Here is a 15,620-nt window from a genome sequence, read left to right as displayed (position 1 = left end):
AAGCAAAGAGGAAATTATGCGTAACTGGAAACTGTTACCCGCGTTCGTGGCGGCGACCTTGGTCGCCGTCGTCGTGTCATACGTCGCGTTTTACTTCGTGTTTCTCGATTTTTTTGTCGATTTGTGGTGGTTTCGGTCGCTGGAATTCGAGCCCTATTTTTGGCTGAGATTGCTGTATCGCTTCATTTTCTCCGGTGCCGTGACGGTTTTTTTCTTCGCGGTCTTCATGTTCCATTTCTGGATCGCCTCCCGATACCTGGGCCTGAATCCACCCGACGAAGTCCTGCTCGACGACGGCAAACGCAAGCGCTTCCAACGCTTCGCCGAGATCTTCATGAGTGGTTCCGCCAAGATTTACACGCCGGTGTCGCTGCTGCTGGCGATCGCGATCGCCGTACCGTTCTATCTGCAATGGGAACAAGCCCTGCTGTTTTTTTTCGGCAACGCGTCGGGCGTCATTGATCCGGTCTACGGCAACGACGTCAGCTTTTACATGTTTGCCTACCCGATCTACATGCTGATCCAGAAAGAGTTGCTGATTACCGCCTCGCTGGTGTTGGCGGCCACCGGCGTACTGTATTGGCTGGAGCACATTTTCGTTCCCAACCAGAGCAAGGAATTCCCGCTGGGCGCCAAAATTCATCTGGCGGCGCTGTTCCTGTTTGTCATTGCGTTCGTAATCTGGGGATATTTGCTGGACCGTTTCTCGCTACTGTATACGGACAGTAACGAACCGGTGTTTTTCGGCCCCGGCTTCGTCGAGTTGCATTATCAACTGCCTTTAATTTGGCTGGAAATCTTCTTCGTGGCGGCGATCGCGGCGGCCGTGCTGTTCTACGTGTTTTCCGAACGCCATCGCAGCAAACTGCCGGCGGTGCTGGCGATCGTGGGTTTACTGAGCGCGGGCGGCTTGAAACACACGCATTCGATTCCCGAGATGATCGAGAAATTCATCGTCAAGCCGAATTTCACGCGCACCGAAAGCGAGTCGATGTTGAGCAACATCGACGCCACGCTGGCGGCCTACGACCTGAACAACATCAAAACCATCGATTTTAAGGTCAATCTGGACGCCACCAAGGACATCGAGGAATGGTCCACCAAAAAGCATTTCGAAAATATTCCGGTTTGGGACCGCGAATTTTTGATCGACAGTTACATGCAGTTGCAAGGCATCCGGCCGTATTACGTGTTTCCGACCGTTGACGAGGATAGGTATTTCATCAACGGCCATCATCAACAAGTCAATCTGGCGGCGCGCGAGGTCAATATCGAACGTCTGCCCAAGGAAGCGCAAAACTGGGAAAACAAGCATCTGCGCTATACGCACGGTTACGGCGCGGTGATTTCGCCGGCCGCTCAAGACGCCGGCATCCCCATCGTTTGGTATTTGCGCGACCTGAATATGAGTTCCGAGGTGGGTTTTTCGGTCGCGCGTCCGGACATTTATTACGGTCTGGAAAAGTATCAGTACGCGATCGTACCGAACAATTTAACGGTTAAGGACATTTCCAGCTCGCGCGACGGCGGCGATTACGAGGGCAAATCCGGCATCCCGATACCATCGTATTTTCGGAAAATGTTACTGGCGTTTTATTTGCGGGACGAGAAGATCTTTTTTTCGCCGAACATTTCCAACCAAAGCAAGGTATTGATCCGCCGCAATATCGACGAGCGGATTACCGCGCTGACGCCGTTCCTGCATCTGGATAAAGACCCGTATCTGGTGGTCGATAAAGACCGGCTCTACTGGATTCAGGACGCTTACACGCTGTCCAACTTTTATCCGGTCTCCAAGCCGGCCGCCGACGATTATTTGGACGGCAAACACAAATTCAATTATATCCGGAACTCGGTGAAGATCGTTGTCGACGCCTATGACGGCGACGTAGATTACTACATTTCCGATCCGAAAGACCCGATCATCGCCGCCTACAATCGGGCCTATCCGGGACTGTTTAAAAAGCTCAAGGACATGCCGGACCCACTCCTGCGGCACTTGCGTTACCCGCGCGATCTGTATTACATGCAGATGAAGATTTACGCGAAATATCATCAACGCAGCCCGGAGTTGTTCTACGAGCAGGCCGAAACCTGGGAATACGCCAGCGTGGACGGCCAACCGGTGTTGCCATATTTCATTACGATGGATTTCGACCGCTGCAACGACGAAGAAGAATTCGTGATGATCAATCCGATGACGCCGGTGCACCGCGACAATTTAAGCATGGTAGGCGTTGCCGGCACGATGGACCCGGTCAATTGCGATCACAGCTACCAACCCGGCGTGACCATATTCAAGTTCCCCAAGGCGGTCCAGGTCAATGGACCATCCCAGGTCAATGCGCTGATCGACCAAAACCCGGAAATCGCCGCGCAGTTTACGCTATGGAACCAACAAGGCTCGGAAGTTCGGAAGGGCCGGATGGTGATACTGCCGATGGGCAATTCGATACTGTATGTACAGCCGATTTATATGTTGGCGACCAAAACCCGGATGCCGGAACTGGCCAGGGTGATTGTTTCGATCGGCAATCAAGTGGTGATGGACAAAACTTTGCTGGCGGCCTTCAGCCGAATGAAGGACTTGTTCGTCAAAGGTGCCAGCGGTTCGGCTTCCGGCACCTCGAGCGCCGAAACGAAATAATTTGCCGCCGGCTGGTCGGGCCGGCGGTAGTCAAGATCGGTCAATGCAACAGCATCGAACAAAGCCGGTCTTCTAGTTCCATCCGCTCGGCCAGATGTTCACCGAGTTTGGACAGGTCGCTGGCTAAATTGTCGGTCCTGAAATTGCGCCGACCGTCGTCGTAACGTTCGCTAAACGTTACCGCCGACTCGGTGGTACTCGAGTACACCGGATAGATCTTGCCGGCGTAAGACAGTAATTCCGACGCGCCTTCAGTGTCGCTCAATACGTGCTCGTAGATCCCAAAATGACCGAGCGACACGTAATCGATCAGCAATTGCGAGAATTGGGAGAGCATCGGCCTGACCTGACCCGTGTCGCTGAAAGGCTTCATTTCCGCGATCTGGCAATACAGCGACCAAAGCGCGCTACGTTCCTCGCGTAAGGCTTCAACCCAGCGGTGATTGGTGGATGTCGTTTCAATCGCTGACGAATGGGATGCAATCACGGTACGTCTCCTTTTAGAATTGACGAAACCTAAATTTAAGTGAGTTATTAATAAGCTTCAACAATCTGTTAATTAACAAAGATAATTTTCTCGAAAAATGTGACCGACTCTGCACCTTACCGTTTCGTTTTTACCGCGCTAGCCTGCGAAGCCAAACCGTTGATACGGGCCTGGACGCTAAAAAAAGTCCCCGAGCATTCCGCGTTCACGGTATATCTCGGTGCCGACACGGTGCTAGTGGTTAGCGGCGTCGGTAAAACGGCGATGGCCGGCGCGGTCGCTTATGCCTTGGCCGCCTACCCGGTCGCTAATCCCGTTTTGCTGAACCTGGGGATTGCCGGCCATCCGGCGTATCCGATCGGCCACGCCTGTTTGGCCGACAAGGTCATCGACGCCGACACTGGCCGCTGTTTCTTTCCGCAATTGCCGTTCGACGCACCCTGTTCAACCGCCAGCCTGATCACCTCGTCCAAACCGAACACGGCATACAGCCAAAACGCCTTATACGACATGGAAGCGTCGGCGTTTTATGAAACCGCCGTCCGCTTCGGCAGCAGCGAATTGCTCCATTGCTTGAAAATGGTATCCGACAACCCCGGCCAATCGATAGCGGCGATCAACGAAGCCCAAGTCGAAAGCTGGATAGGCGCGCAAGTGTCGATGGTCGAGCACTTACTCGGACAATTACAGGGATTGCGTCGGCAAATCGCCGTGGATGGCTGCAACGATCGCTATGAAGCTTGCCTGGCTCGTTGGCACTTCAGCGTCAGCAATGCCGGCAAATTGAAGAACCTGCTGGCTCGGTGGAGCCTATTGACAAAACACGCCGAACCCGACTGGGACCCGGACACGTTGAGAAGCGCCGGCGATGCGTTGAATTGGCTGGAAAAAAGATTGGCGGAGTTGCCGTTTTCGTTACACGAAACCGACGGGGATTAAAAACAGGGTGCCGGAAGGCACCCTGCTACAAAAAAATTACAGCAATTTTTTCAGACCTTCGGTGCCGGCTTTGGCTTTGGCCAAATGTTCTTTCGCTTCTTGCAGATTCGCGGATTTAGCGGAAGTGATGGCAGCTTTCAGGTGACCCCTGACTTTAGAGTTTTCTCTGGCGACTTTATCGTTGGCGTTGATTTCTTCTGAGAAGTCAGCGGCTTTTTTGATCAGGGCCGCAACGTCGGCGTCTTCCGCGCCGTTGTTGATTGCAGCTTCGGCGGCACTGATGCGCTCTACCACGCCGTTGATCGCATCGATTGGCTTATAAGCAACCCGGCCTTTGTCGGATTCGGCGCTGGCCGAAGTCGAGAAAGAACCCATCGCGACAGCCAAGGAGAAAGCGACAACAGCACTTTTGAAAATTTTCATGTAATAAACCTCACAGTTGTTTTTATTAAGAACATAGACTGGTTAATAGACCGCGTTAACCGCCATATGTCGGGCCGGGATAATAGCATAGATCATGCGGTTTGCGACCCGTTTATTACCCCTAAATGACCTCGAAAACGGCCATTTCCTTAAAAAACCAATGTTATTCGACGCTGACCAGCAAGCGGTCCAGCCAAGCCGTCGGCAACAGCCGTTTCAACCAGGCGAACACATAGGTCGGCAGCGTGACCGGATAACGGCTGCGCGGCTTTTCCGACTCCAATGCGTGCCGGACTTTTTCGGCCACCGCGGTCGCCGGCAGCGTAAACGGCGAGGCCGGACCTTGCTTTTGCAGGCGGGCCTCCATTGCCGCGTAGGTGTCGCGATGCGGGCTATGCTCGGGATCGATGTATTTTTGATAAAGCGCGAAGGCGTTCTGCCGGAAATTGCTCTTAATCGGGCCGGGTTCGATCAGCACGATATGAATGCCGCTGCCGCGCAATTCCAATCTCAAGGTGTCGGCCAAACCTTCCAGTGCGTATTTGCTGGCGTTGTAGGCGCCGCGAAATTTCATCGCCACGAAGCCCAGCACCGAGCTGTTATAAATGATCCGGCCGTGGCCTTGCTTGCGCATCAGCGGCAAAATCAGATTGGTCAACTCGTGGGTGCCGAACAAATTGGTTTCGAACTGATGCCGCAACACTTCGCGGCTCAAGTCCTCTACCGCGCCGGGTTGGCCGAAGGCGCCGTTGTTGAACAAGGCGTCGATACGACCGCCGGTCAGCTCGATCAAGGCCGCGACGGCCGCCTGGATGCTCGCGGAATCAGCCAGATCCAGTTGTAGACATTCGTAGCCTTGGCCGCGCAAGCGTTCCACGTCTTCGAGTTTGCGGGCCGAACAGATCACCCGGTGGCCGCGCTCGCGCAAGTAATACGCGGTGCTGTAGCCGATACCCGACGAACAGCCTGTGATCAGCACGATTTTGCTGGAGGTCATGGTTGGCTCAGTTCCGTTTCGGTGAAAGTAAAGGTCTTGCCGCTACTGCAATTGATCAAAAACACCAGTTGTTCCGGCTTGCTCTTCGCGGTGAGTTCGTCGGCCTCAACCCGTTGGCACTCGCCGCTACTTAAGGCTTTTTGCGCGGCCAGCCGGCGGAATTTCTCGACATCCGGCAGCCGGTTTTCGAAGGGTTTGGCCTGGGCCGGCAATTTTTCCGGATCGTACGGCGGAATCGCAAACGCCGAAAACTGCAACGGATTCTGCTTGATCAAAGCCTGCGTCAATTCGGCTTGCGCTCTGGCATCTTGCTTACGCTGGGCGATCGCGTCCAGCTTGGCCTGTTGTTCGGCTTGTTCCTGCAGGGATTGCTGCTTCTTCCGCTCCGCTTCCTCGGCTTGCAGGCGCTCGCTGGCGGTCAAATCGACCTTGCCGCCGGTGATGGTATTGACCTGCTCGGCCTTGTGTTCCTCGTTGCAGGGCGAGGACTGGTAATTGGTATGGCCGGAGGCATCGGTGCATTTAAAGACCCCGGCCCAGCTATTGGCGGCCAGACACAGGGCTAGAAGGCAGAAAAGTTTTCTCATTGTATTCCTGTCGGTTAAACGCTACTGTAAAACTATTACCCAGCTTACGCCGCCTGTAAATCATTTTTTCCGCCGCCGATGTTCGTCCTGCACAGTTCCAACAAAACCGAAAATCTGCTGGAGCACTTGGCGGCCGTGATCAGCGCGGCACCGCTGGCGTCGCCGTTCGCGGCGGAAATTTTCCTGATTCAAAGCCAAGGCATGGAGCGCTGGCTGTCGCAGCAACTGGCCGAACGCTTTCAGGTCTGGGGGCATTTTCGCTATCTGTTCCCGGCCAAGTTTTTCGGCGAATTGGCGGCTCGGTTGCACGAACATCTGCCTGACGCCGACTTCGACCGCCAACGCCTGCTCTGGCGGTTCGAAGCATTGCTGCGCGATCTTGACGACGAAGTCTATCAGGCTCCCCGCCAATATCTAGCCGGCGACAATGTCGATTTGAAACGCTATCAGCTCGCGCTGCAACTGGCCGGCCTGTTCGACCAGTATCAAATGCTCAGGCCCGACCTGCTGGCTGCCTGGCACAACCGGCAACCGTTGTACAACAGCGACAGCGAGCGCTGGCAGGCCGCGCTGTGGCGCCGGCTCGCGGCCGGCGGCGGCAAACATCGCGGTCAACACTGGCTGGAAACGATAGCCAAATTGAACGCGGCGCCGCCCGGCGCCTGGCGGCGGGACTTACCGGAACGGGTCTCGGTGTTCGGCGTCAACAGCCTGCCGCCGCTACTGTTGAACTACTTGCAAGCCTTGTCGCGCCATTGCGACGTGCATCTCTACCTGCTGAATCCGGTGCAAGGTTACTGGGCCGACTTGCCCGGCAAGCGGCTGTTGGCGCAACTTCAGGAGTTCGACGGCCACCCCTTATTGGTCAGACTGGGCCAGCAAGGCCGTGAATTTCAACAAATGTTGTTGGAACAGGTCGAATTTGCCTTCGAACCCAGCAGTTTCGAAAGCACCGACACCGCCGGCTTGTTGGGCCGCCTGCAAAACGACATCCTCGCCAATGCCGGTGCCGCCGAGGCAGTCGCGGCCGACGCCAGCTTGAGCATACACGCCTGCCACTCGCGGCTGCGCGAGGTCCAGGTTCTGAAGAATCTATTGCTGGACGCGCTGGAAAGCGACGCCGACCTAGCCTTGCGCGACATCGTGGTGATGGCGCCGGACATTCAGTTGTACGCGCCCTTCATCAGCGCGGTATTCGACGACATCCAGCACGCCATCGCCGATCGCAGTTTGAAAATCAGCAACGCCGCGCTGGACGCCTTCGTCCGCTTTCTGGCCTTGTCGCAAAGCCGGCTGGGCTGGCAAACCGTACTGGATTTGCTGGAGCAACCGCTGGTCGCGGCCGGTTTCGAGCTGGACGGCAACGATCTGGAACTGATCCGCCATTGGCTGCTCGACACTCGGGTCCGATGGGGCCGTTCGGCCGAGGCCAAGCAGAGTCAAGGCTTGCCGGCGATTGCCCAAAACACTTGGCAGGCCAGTCTGGAGCGACTGTTTATCGGTTACGCGGCGGCCGACGCTGAATTCATCGACGGCATCCTACCCTACCCGGACATCGAAGGCGCTTCGGCCGCCGCGCTGGGCGGACTGGCCGACTTTCTGAAACTGCTGTTTCGGGCCGGCGACGAACTGGCCGCCGCCAAGCCGCTGGCGGAATGGTGCAAAACCCTGGGTTTTTACGCCGGCCGCCTGCTGGCCGGCGCCGAGCCCGCCGACCGCCAGCCCTTGCACGATCTGTTGGCGGAACTGGCCGAACTGGCCGACATTCACGACCAGCCGGTGGCCTTGAGCGTCGTCGCCGCCTGGTTGAGCGGCCGGCTCGACGAAACCAAATCCGGCAACGGCTTTTTACGCGGCCAACTGACGTTCTGCTCGATGTTGCCGATGCGTTCGATTCCTTGCCAAATCATTGCGTTGCTGGGCATGAACGACGGCGAATTTCCCAAGCTCGACCGCCAAGCCACCTTCGATCTGCTGGCGGAACACCCCCGCCTCGGCGACCGCTCCCGGCGCGCCGACGACCGCTACCAGTTTCTGGAAATCCTGCTGTCTGCCCGGCGCCGGCTGATTTTGACCTATATCGGCCAGTCGCAGCGCGACAACAGCGAGATTCCGCCGTCGCCCATCGTCAGCGAATTGCTGGACGTGCTGCGCGACCATTACGGGATTGCCGATCCGGTGGTCCGCCATCCGCTGCATGCCTTCAGTCCGCGCTATTTCAACGGCGTCGAACCGGCCTTGTTCAGTTACGCCGGCCACGATTGCGCCACGGCCGCCCAATTGCGCGGCGAGCGCCGTCCGGCCGAAGTCTGGTGGCGCGGCGAATTGGAAGCCGAACCCTTGGCCGTCGTCGAAATCGCCGATTTGCTGAATTTTTTCCAGCATCCGCAACGCTATTTTCTGCGCCGGCAGCTGGACTTGCGGCTGCCGGTGTTGATCGCCGATGCCGAGGAACGCGAGCCGTTCGCGGTGGACGGCCTGGATGACTATCAAATCGCCCAGGATTGGTTGGCCGCGGAACTGGCCGGCCGGCCGTTTTCGCTGGCTAAGCTGCAAGCCCAAGGCCGCTGGCCGGCGGCCGGCCCCGGCGAACTCGCCTGGCAGCGCCGCGAGCCGGGCGTGGCCGAATTCGCCGAGCGGATTCGGGCGCTGGATTTGGGCGCGGCGTTGCCGGCCGTTCATCTGGAGTTGAGCGTCGGCGACCTGCGCCTGGTCGGCAAATTGGGCAATCTCTACCAAAACGGCGGTTTGTTGTACCGCTACAGCAAACTGAAAGGCCGCGACCTGTTGGCCGCCTGGTTGCACCATTTGCTGATCAACCGCGCCCAGCCGCAATCGACTTATCTGCTGGCCGCCGACGCCGAATTACAGTTCGGCCCGGACTTGGCCGACCCGGCCCAGCTGCCCTATTGGTTCGGCTTGTTCGAGCAAGGCCGGCGCCGGCCGGATGCATTCTTCAGCGAAGCCGCGCTGGCCTATTTGGCGCACGACGACCCCGAACGAGCGCGCAAGGCGGCGCTGGATCAAATCGCCAACGCCGTCGCGCTGGGTTACGAACCGGAGATTGCCCAGTTGCTGGCTTACCGCGACTTGGATAGCTTGATCGACGCCGACTTCGAAACCGCGTGCCGGGACTGGCTGCAACCGATCTGGAGGGCCGCGCATGGCGCATGAAGCCTTCGATGCGGTCGCCACGCCGCTGAAACCCGGCATCAATTTGCTGGAGGCCAGCGCCGGCACCGGCAAGACATATACGATCGCGATGCTGGTGTTGCGCTTCGTGGTCGAGCGCGAGCTGGACATCAAACAATTGCTGGTGGTGACCTTCACGAAAGCCGCCACCGAGGAACTCAAGGAGCGCATTCGCGCCCGCCTGGCCGAAGCCCGCCAAGCCGCGCTGAATCCAGCCGCCGCCACCGATGCGGCGATCGCCGCTTGGCTGGCCGGCCTGGGGCTGGCTCCGGACATCGTCCGCCAACGCCTGGACGCCGCGTTGCTGGACATCGACCAGGCGGCGATTTTCACGATCCACGGTTTCTGCCAGCGCGCGCTGGCGGAGCACGCGCTGGCCAGCGGCCAGTTGTTCGATTGCGAATTGAGCGGGGATATCGCCGAGCTGCAACAGCAATGCGCCGACGATTTCTGGCGCCGCCAAGTCGCCGACCGGCCGGCCTGGCAAATCGCGTTGCTGACCCGCGCTTTTCCGACGCCGGACAGTTTACTGGCCAGCGTGGTGCGGGTTGGCGGCCAACAAGGTTTCCAACCGGCCGGCGCCGATCTGGATAAGCAACTGGCCGAGCTGGACGACGCGATCGCCGCCGCCGGCCGCGACTTGACGGCGCTGGCCGCCGCGCTGCAAAGCGCCTTTCCGGACGGTCTGTTCACCGTCAACTTCGTCCGCGACTTTCCGGCCCGCCTGCAAGCCTGGCACAACTGGCTGGCCGACCGCGCCGCCGAATTGCCGAATCTGGACGGCTTGACCCGCGCTGCCCTGCTCGGCGCTTTGAACGGGGTCAAGTTCAAGACCAGCAAGGCCAAACTGCAACCGCCAGCCGAACAGAAACAAGCCTATCTGGACGGTCTCGGCATCGATACGGCAGCCTTCGATCGATTGGCGAACGCGGCCGGCCAACTGCAAACCAGCTTACGCGCGGCGCTGCTGGTGGATTTGCGCGCCACGCTGGACGGTCTGCTGCAACAGCGCAATCTGATGTCCTTCGACGATTTGATTGTCCGGCTGGCCGCCGCGCTGACCGGCGCCAACGGTGAACTGTTGATCGCCGAATTGCGGCGGCGTTTCGCGGCGGCGTTGATCGACGAGTTTCAGGACACCGACCTGCACCAATGGCAAATCTTCTCGACCCTGTTTGCGGCACCGACGCTCTATCTGTATCTGATCGGCGATCCCAAGCAGGCCATCTACAAGTTTCGCGGCGCCGACATCTTTTCCTATTTCGCCGCCCAGCGTCAGGCCGCGCAACATTACACGCTGTCCCATAACTGGCGCTCGCATCCCGATCTGGTCGGCGCGGTCAACCGGTTGTTTCAACGACCCAGGCCGTTTTTATTCGAACAACTGGACTTTCACCCGGTCCAGGCCGGCCGGGACGGCGCCGCCGGCCAGCTGGCCGGCGGCGCGCCGCTGGTGCTGTGGCAGTTGGATAAAAATTCCGACAAGCAGGAACATTGGACCGCGCGGCAGGGCAGTTCCAGCGAGGTTGCCGAAAAACTGCGGGCCGCGACCGTCGCCGAAATCGGCCGGCTGCTGGCCGACGGCGCCGTCGTCGAAAACAGCCAAAACCGGCGGTTGGCGGCCGGCGACATTGCGGTTTTGGTCCGCAGCAACCGCGCCGCCGCCGACTATCAAGCCGCGCTGCAAAGCGCCGGCATCGCCGCGGTATTGAACAGCAAGCAGTCGGTATTCGCGTCCGAACAAGCGCTGGAATTGCATGCGGTGCTGCAGGCCGTTGCCCAAGCCGGCCAGTTGGAGGCCTTGAAATCGGCGTTGACCGTGCCCTGGTTCGGTTTGACCGGTCAGGCGCTGTACCGCTTGTTACAAGACGAAGCCGCGCTGGACGCTTGGATGAACCGGTTTCAGGACTATCTGCAGTGCTGGCAGCGCCACGGGCTGCTGGCGATGCTGCGGCAACTGCTGCGCCGCGAGGGCGTGGAAACCCGATTGTCCGGCCTGCTCCAGGCCGAGCGGGCGCTGACCAATATTCATCATTTGGCCGAGCGCCTGCAGCAGGCCGCGCTGGACGAGCATCTGGCCATCCATAAAACCCTGGACTGGCTGCGGCGGGCGATCTTGCAAGCCGAGCGCGACAACGGCGACGACCGGCAATTGCGGCTGGAAAGCGATGCCGACGCGGTCAAGATCGTCACCACTCACAGCGCCAAGGGCCTGGAATATCCGGTGGTGTTTTGCCCGGACTTGTGGCGGCGTAGCGATCGGCTGAAAAACGAGCGCCTGCTGGTGCAATGCCACGAAGCCGGCGCGATGATCGCGGATTTGGGTTCCGCCGAGTTCGAGCGGCGCCGGGAGCAGGCCTTGCAAGAGGAATTGGCCGAAGACCTGCGCTTGTTTTACGTCGCCGTGACCCGCGCCAAATACCGCTGCTATCTGTTTTGGGCCGACGTGCGCGGCAAGGACCGGCCCAACGAGTCGGCGATGGCTTATTTGTTCGGGTTCGCCGATCTGGATTTCGCCGGTCAACGGCAAGTCTTGGCCGGGCTGGCCCAGGCCGCGCCGGCCTGCTTCGAACACCGCCTGTTGACAACCGACGCCGTCGCGGCCGCCAGGCCGGCGGCCAGGCGGCAACAGCCAAGCGTCGCCGCTCTGGATTATCGCAGACAAACCCGCGATCTACGCAGTCTCTGGCAAATGAGCAGTTATACCGCGCTGGCCGAATCCGGCCACGATGCCGCCCCGGAACTGCCGGCCGACAAGGCCGCCGAACCGGCCGACGCCCACGTCGAAGCCGGCGGCCTGCCCAAGGGCGCCGCCACCGGCAACGTTGTCCACAGTTTATTGGAGACGCTGAGCTTTCAGGCCTTGGCGACCGGAGCCGATCTGGGCCGGCCGCGCGAAATGGCGTGTTTGCGCCACGGCTTGCACCTGACGCATCCGAAATTGCTGGACGATCTGCTGGCCGCGACGGTCGGCACGCCATTGACCGAGAACGGCGGGTTTCGCTTGTTGGATTTGCCGGCCGAGCGCTGCATCAAGGAAATGCCGTTTTACCTGTCGCTGGTCAAGCCTATCGATACCGTCCGCATCAACCGGCTGCTGGCCGGCTGCCCGGCCTTTCAAGCCCTGGCCGCCAAGCGCCTGAACGGCTATCTGACCGGCTTCATCGACTTGGTTTGCGAACACGGCGGCCGGTATTATCTGCTGGATTACAAGACCAACACGCTGGCCGACTACGGCCCGGACGCCTTGGTGCAAGCGATGCGCGAACATAACTACGGTTTGCAATACTGGTTGTACAGCGTCGTTCTGGATCGTTATTTGCGGCTGCGGCTGGCGGATTATGACTACCAGCGCCATTTCGGCGGCATCAAATATTTGTTCGTGCGCGGCATGCGCCCGGACCAACCCGGCCGCGCGGTCTACGCCGACCGGCCCGACCGGGAAACCTTGAACGCTCTCGCGGCGATTTTCTTCCCGGCCGGCTAAGACCCGGCCGGCGGAAATTGCGGCCACTCTCAAGTTTTCGGCTTATCGTCCGCTAACCAGACAGGCCGGCTATCGCCGGCCCCAACCCAACGAGGTATCGCCATGCTGGATTCCGTCCCGTCAATCGCCGCGTTCGCGACGCAATTGTCCAACCAAAAAACCGGCCAACAACTCGAAGTCGCCGTGCTGAACAAAGCCAAGGAATTGCAGGAACAACAAGGCCAGGCCGCGCTGAAATTGCTGGAATCGGCTTCCGCGCCGGCCGGCGGCATCGACGTCAGAGTCTAGGCGCCGGCTCTATCCGGCTCCGCCGTGGCGGAGCCGGGGATCACTTCTTGGCCTTTTTGCTGTAGCGGCGGCCGGACTGCACCGCATAATGCTTAGCCTTGTCCTTGCTCGGTTCCTTGAAGTAATTCTGATAGCTTTCGCTGCCGCGATTGGCGATCGCCTGGGCGAAATCCTTGAACAAATAGGTGTCGTCCAGCACCGCGCGCGGGCTGACGCCGTGCTGCTTGGTCAGATAAAACGAGACGCTCATCAGATAGGCCTTCTCCCGGCCGTTCAATTTCAACAGATTGTGTTTGGCCTTGACGTATACGAAATACGACGTCAGCGCCAGAATGCTGAGCCCGAAAAACTTGGTCCACAGCAGGATGTAGTCGTCGTCTTCATACAGATTTTGACCCTTGCGCAAGATCGCTTCGGTTAAATTCATAAAACTCCCCGGTTGGTTGAGGCGGGCATGTTAATGCATTGCCGGAAGATTTTGGCGGGGAATCTTCTTGCTGAATGTTTAGGCGAATTGGCCGGTCTACTACTAAAATTCAGCGTTACGACGCCGCGAGTTTGCGGACGCAATGCCCACTTGGCAGAACCCGAACCTTAGGCGAGATAATCGCCCGCCGCACGAAAACCGGCAAGATTTACTTTTGAAGTAACTATTCAGCATCCGCCAAAAACAGGCGGTTTACGCCCTCTCGCTGGAGAGGAGCTGTAGTTGCTTCGAGCTGAATAATTACCTCTTGAAAACCTTAGCTTCGAGGAGGCTGTATGGAGCTGAACCTGACCCGCGTCGAATTCACCGACGAAAGTACGATAGGCGAATTGCGTATTAACGGGACCTTTGAATGTTACACCTTGGAAGACAAGGTCCGGCCGGTCAAAGTCAAGGGCATGACCGCGATTCCAGCCGGCTCCTACGAAATCATCATCAATTTTTCCGAGCGCTTTAAAAAACCGTTGCCGCTGCTGCTGAATGTGCCGAATTTCGACGGCGTCCGGATACATCCCGGCAATAGCGCCAAGGATACCGAGGGCTGCATTTTGGTCGGAAAATCAAAATCGGCCGATTTCGTCGGTTCCAGCCGGGCGGCTTTCGAAACGCTGTTCGAGAAACTGAAACGCGCCGCCGAAAACGAGAAAATTTTTATCCATATCGCCTGAAATGGCCGGCGTTGCGGAAAATTGGCGCCGCTTTGAATGTCGGGTTCCGCGTCATCCGGGCGAGGTTTCCGCTTGCGGCGCATCAACATTCTTTACGACGGGACGGCCATCCCGTATCAGCCGCGCTACTCGACCATCGTCCAGCACTACCACGCCGCCGGCTTCAACACCCGGATCGCGGCGGTCGACGCGTTTTTAGTCAAGCCGGCCGGCCGCGAGCAGGAGTTGTCGCGGGCCGGGGTGATCGGCAGCGTCACGGCCCGCTTCGAAACCACCGGCCGCGCCCTGCCCTGGGTGGTGACGATAGACAAGCACATCCGCTCGCCGCACGCCTTTTTGCTGGCTTTGGCCGATCCCGCGCTGGACAAATTGGCCTTGTTCGCCAACGACGGCGAGCGCGATCGCCATTATTTGGTCGCGGAAAGTTTCGTATGCGGCGACGACGAGGTGCGGGCGATGCAGCGCCATCAGCTTAACGGCAGTCTGGCGCAACATTGGCGAAGCTTAATTTGCCAGCGGCCCGATTCGGTGTTGAAAAATCTGGCCGCCGACCGCGCCGGCCTGGACGCCTTGATCGCCCGCAACCCGGCGCTGAACGAGGACAACGTCGGCTATCTGATTTACGCCGGCAGCGAGACCAACCGGGTGCTGGCGATCTACCATTTGCGCCGCTTGGTGGATTTCGTGCAAAAACGCCAACTCAACCCCAACGCCTCCGGCGAAGACGGCTTGCTGCACAAACCCGCGGCACTGGCCTTCCACGTCGATCCGGCGGCCAAGGAATCCTGGACGACGCGGTCGCAGGGGAGTGTGGAATAAGGGCGGGAGGCAGCGGGTGGGGCCGGGAGGCTTTCGGCCATTTACAGCCTTAGAATGCACGCCAACCAATGGCGGCAAACCATCTGTGTCCAATCATTAATCTGATGTGTCTAATACTCCAGATGTAGGGTACGCATCGCGTACCATTAAAAGGCCGGCATGGTGGCGAAAGCCAAAAAGTACGCAGTGGGTACCCTTGGCTAAATTGCACGTGAGAAGTCTCTTTAACTTCGGCTTTCGGCCATAACGCGACATTCAAAAATTTGAATATCTGGTAGCGAAAGATCGGAAAGCCGTCATTTAAAATAGGGAACAAATTAGCTGAGGGGTTGGAACGAAGTCAGGAAGGCGTTGGGGCACCGGGCCAAGTTAACTGACGCAAGCTAAAAACTTGCTCACGAATAGTTGCTCCATATTCATGGGCGATCCGCAACTTCTCAAAAAAGATTGCTGCTTTGCGGCGTTCTTCCTTCAGTCGTTCTGGAGAGTAGATTGCCTCCATACGCTTCAGAAGCCGAACGGTAAAACTCGATTCCTGGTGTGCTAGTATTTTGTCTTCGGAGATTGTTTCACCGACCATTTTATATTGTACATAGGAG

Annotated in this window: 13 protein-coding genes; 7 read left to right on the top strand and 6 right to left on the bottom strand. The window is 58.5% G+C overall.

All coding sequences use genetic code 11. The features are described from left to right. Positions 1-16: 16 nt before the first annotated feature. Positions 17-2,647 carry a UPF0182 family protein gene (locus AC3B8H_RS02250; protein WP_488439991.1) on the top strand — a complete coding sequence of 877 codons (2,631 nt, stop codon included), beginning with the start codon at positions 17-19 and terminating at the stop codon, positions 2,645-2,647. A 40-nt stretch (positions 2,648-2,687) separates the two neighbouring features. On the opposite strand, the gene AC3B8H_RS02245 is transcribed toward AC3B8H_RS02250, so the two are convergent. Continuing rightward, a complete protein-coding gene (locus tag AC3B8H_RS02245; RefSeq protein WP_488439990.1) occupies positions 2,688-3,134 on the bottom strand; it encodes an Rsd/AlgQ family anti-sigma factor in 447 nt (148 codons plus the stop codon). A 99-nt stretch (positions 3,135-3,233) separates the two neighbouring features. Here AC3B8H_RS02245 and AC3B8H_RS02240 point away from each other — a divergent pair, with 99 nt between their 5' ends. After that, on the top strand, positions 3,234-4,073 hold the full coding sequence (locus AC3B8H_RS02240; protein ID WP_488439989.1) for a 5'-methylthioadenosine/S-adenosylhomocysteine nucleosidase family protein: 840 nt from the start codon (positions 3,234-3,236) through the stop codon (positions 4,071-4,073). A 36-nt stretch (positions 4,074-4,109) separates the two neighbouring features. Here the strand turns inward: AC3B8H_RS02240 and AC3B8H_RS02235 are convergent, their stop codons facing one another. The 3 genes from AC3B8H_RS02235 to AC3B8H_RS02225 form a co-directional block, all read right to left on the bottom strand. Next, positions 4,110-4,496, bottom strand: a complete 387-nt coding sequence (locus AC3B8H_RS02235) for a hypothetical protein (RefSeq protein WP_488439988.1) — start codon at positions 4,494-4,496, stop codon at positions 4,110-4,112. A gap of 163 nt (positions 4,497-4,659) precedes the next feature. Then, positions 4,660-5,493 carry an SDR family oxidoreductase gene (locus AC3B8H_RS02230; RefSeq protein WP_488439987.1) on the bottom strand — a complete coding sequence of 278 codons (834 nt, stop codon included), beginning with the start codon at positions 5,491-5,493 and terminating at the stop codon, positions 4,660-4,662. Next, positions 5,490-6,080, bottom strand: a complete 591-nt coding sequence (locus AC3B8H_RS02225; protein ID WP_488439986.1) for a DUF4124 domain-containing protein — start codon at positions 6,078-6,080, stop codon at positions 5,490-5,492. Before AC3B8H_RS02225 ends, AC3B8H_RS02230 begins: the two co-directional genes overlap by 4 nt. A gap of 78 nt (positions 6,081-6,158) precedes the next feature. Between AC3B8H_RS02225 and recC the strand changes: the two genes are divergently transcribed. The 3 genes from recC (at position 6,159) to AC3B8H_RS02210 (ending at position 13,047) form a co-directional block, all read left to right on the top strand. Then, entirely contained in the window at positions 6,159-9,254 is a 3,096-nt protein-coding gene (gene recC / locus AC3B8H_RS02220; RefSeq protein WP_488439985.1) for an exodeoxyribonuclease V subunit gamma, read from the top strand. Then, the gene (recB, locus tag AC3B8H_RS02215) at positions 9,244-12,759 is read left to right on the top strand and encodes an exodeoxyribonuclease V subunit beta (RefSeq protein WP_488439984.1); all 3,516 of its coding nucleotides are present in this window, start codon (positions 9,244-9,246) and stop codon (positions 12,757-12,759) included. Before recC ends, recB begins: the two co-directional genes overlap by 11 nt. Before the next feature lie 102 nt (positions 12,760-12,861). Then, positions 12,862-13,047, top strand: a complete 186-nt coding sequence (locus tag AC3B8H_RS02210; RefSeq protein WP_488439983.1) for a YjfB family protein — start codon at positions 12,862-12,864, stop codon at positions 13,045-13,047. Positions 13,048-13,087: 40 nt separating this feature from the next. Here the strand turns inward: AC3B8H_RS02210 and AC3B8H_RS02205 are convergent, their stop codons facing one another. Continuing rightward, complete coding sequence (locus AC3B8H_RS02205; protein WP_488439982.1) at positions 13,088-13,474, bottom strand: hypothetical protein; 387 nt, start codon at positions 13,472-13,474, stop codon at positions 13,088-13,090. 335 nt (positions 13,475-13,809) lie between these two features. Here AC3B8H_RS02205 and AC3B8H_RS02200 point away from each other — a divergent pair, with 335 nt between their 5' ends. Further along, entirely contained in the window at positions 13,810-14,202 is a 393-nt protein-coding gene (locus tag AC3B8H_RS02200; protein ID WP_488439981.1) for a DUF5675 family protein, read from the top strand. 36 nt (positions 14,203-14,238) lie between these two features. Beyond that, positions 14,239-15,021 (top strand): hypothetical protein, encoded by a 783-nt coding sequence (locus AC3B8H_RS02195; protein ID WP_488439980.1) that lies wholly within the window; start codon positions 14,239-14,241, stop codon positions 15,019-15,021. 340 nt (positions 15,022-15,361) lie between these two features. On the opposite strand, the gene AC3B8H_RS02190 is transcribed toward AC3B8H_RS02195, so the two are convergent. After that, positions 15,362-15,620, bottom strand: a 259-nt coding sequence (locus AC3B8H_RS02190) for a hypothetical protein (protein WP_488439979.1), incomplete at its 5' end; no start/stop codon positions are given.

Source organism: Methylomonas sp. BG-2 (assembly GCF_057766305.1).
The sequence above is the reverse complement of the archived record's forward strand: the minus strand, read 5'-3'. Positions and strand labels throughout refer to the sequence as shown.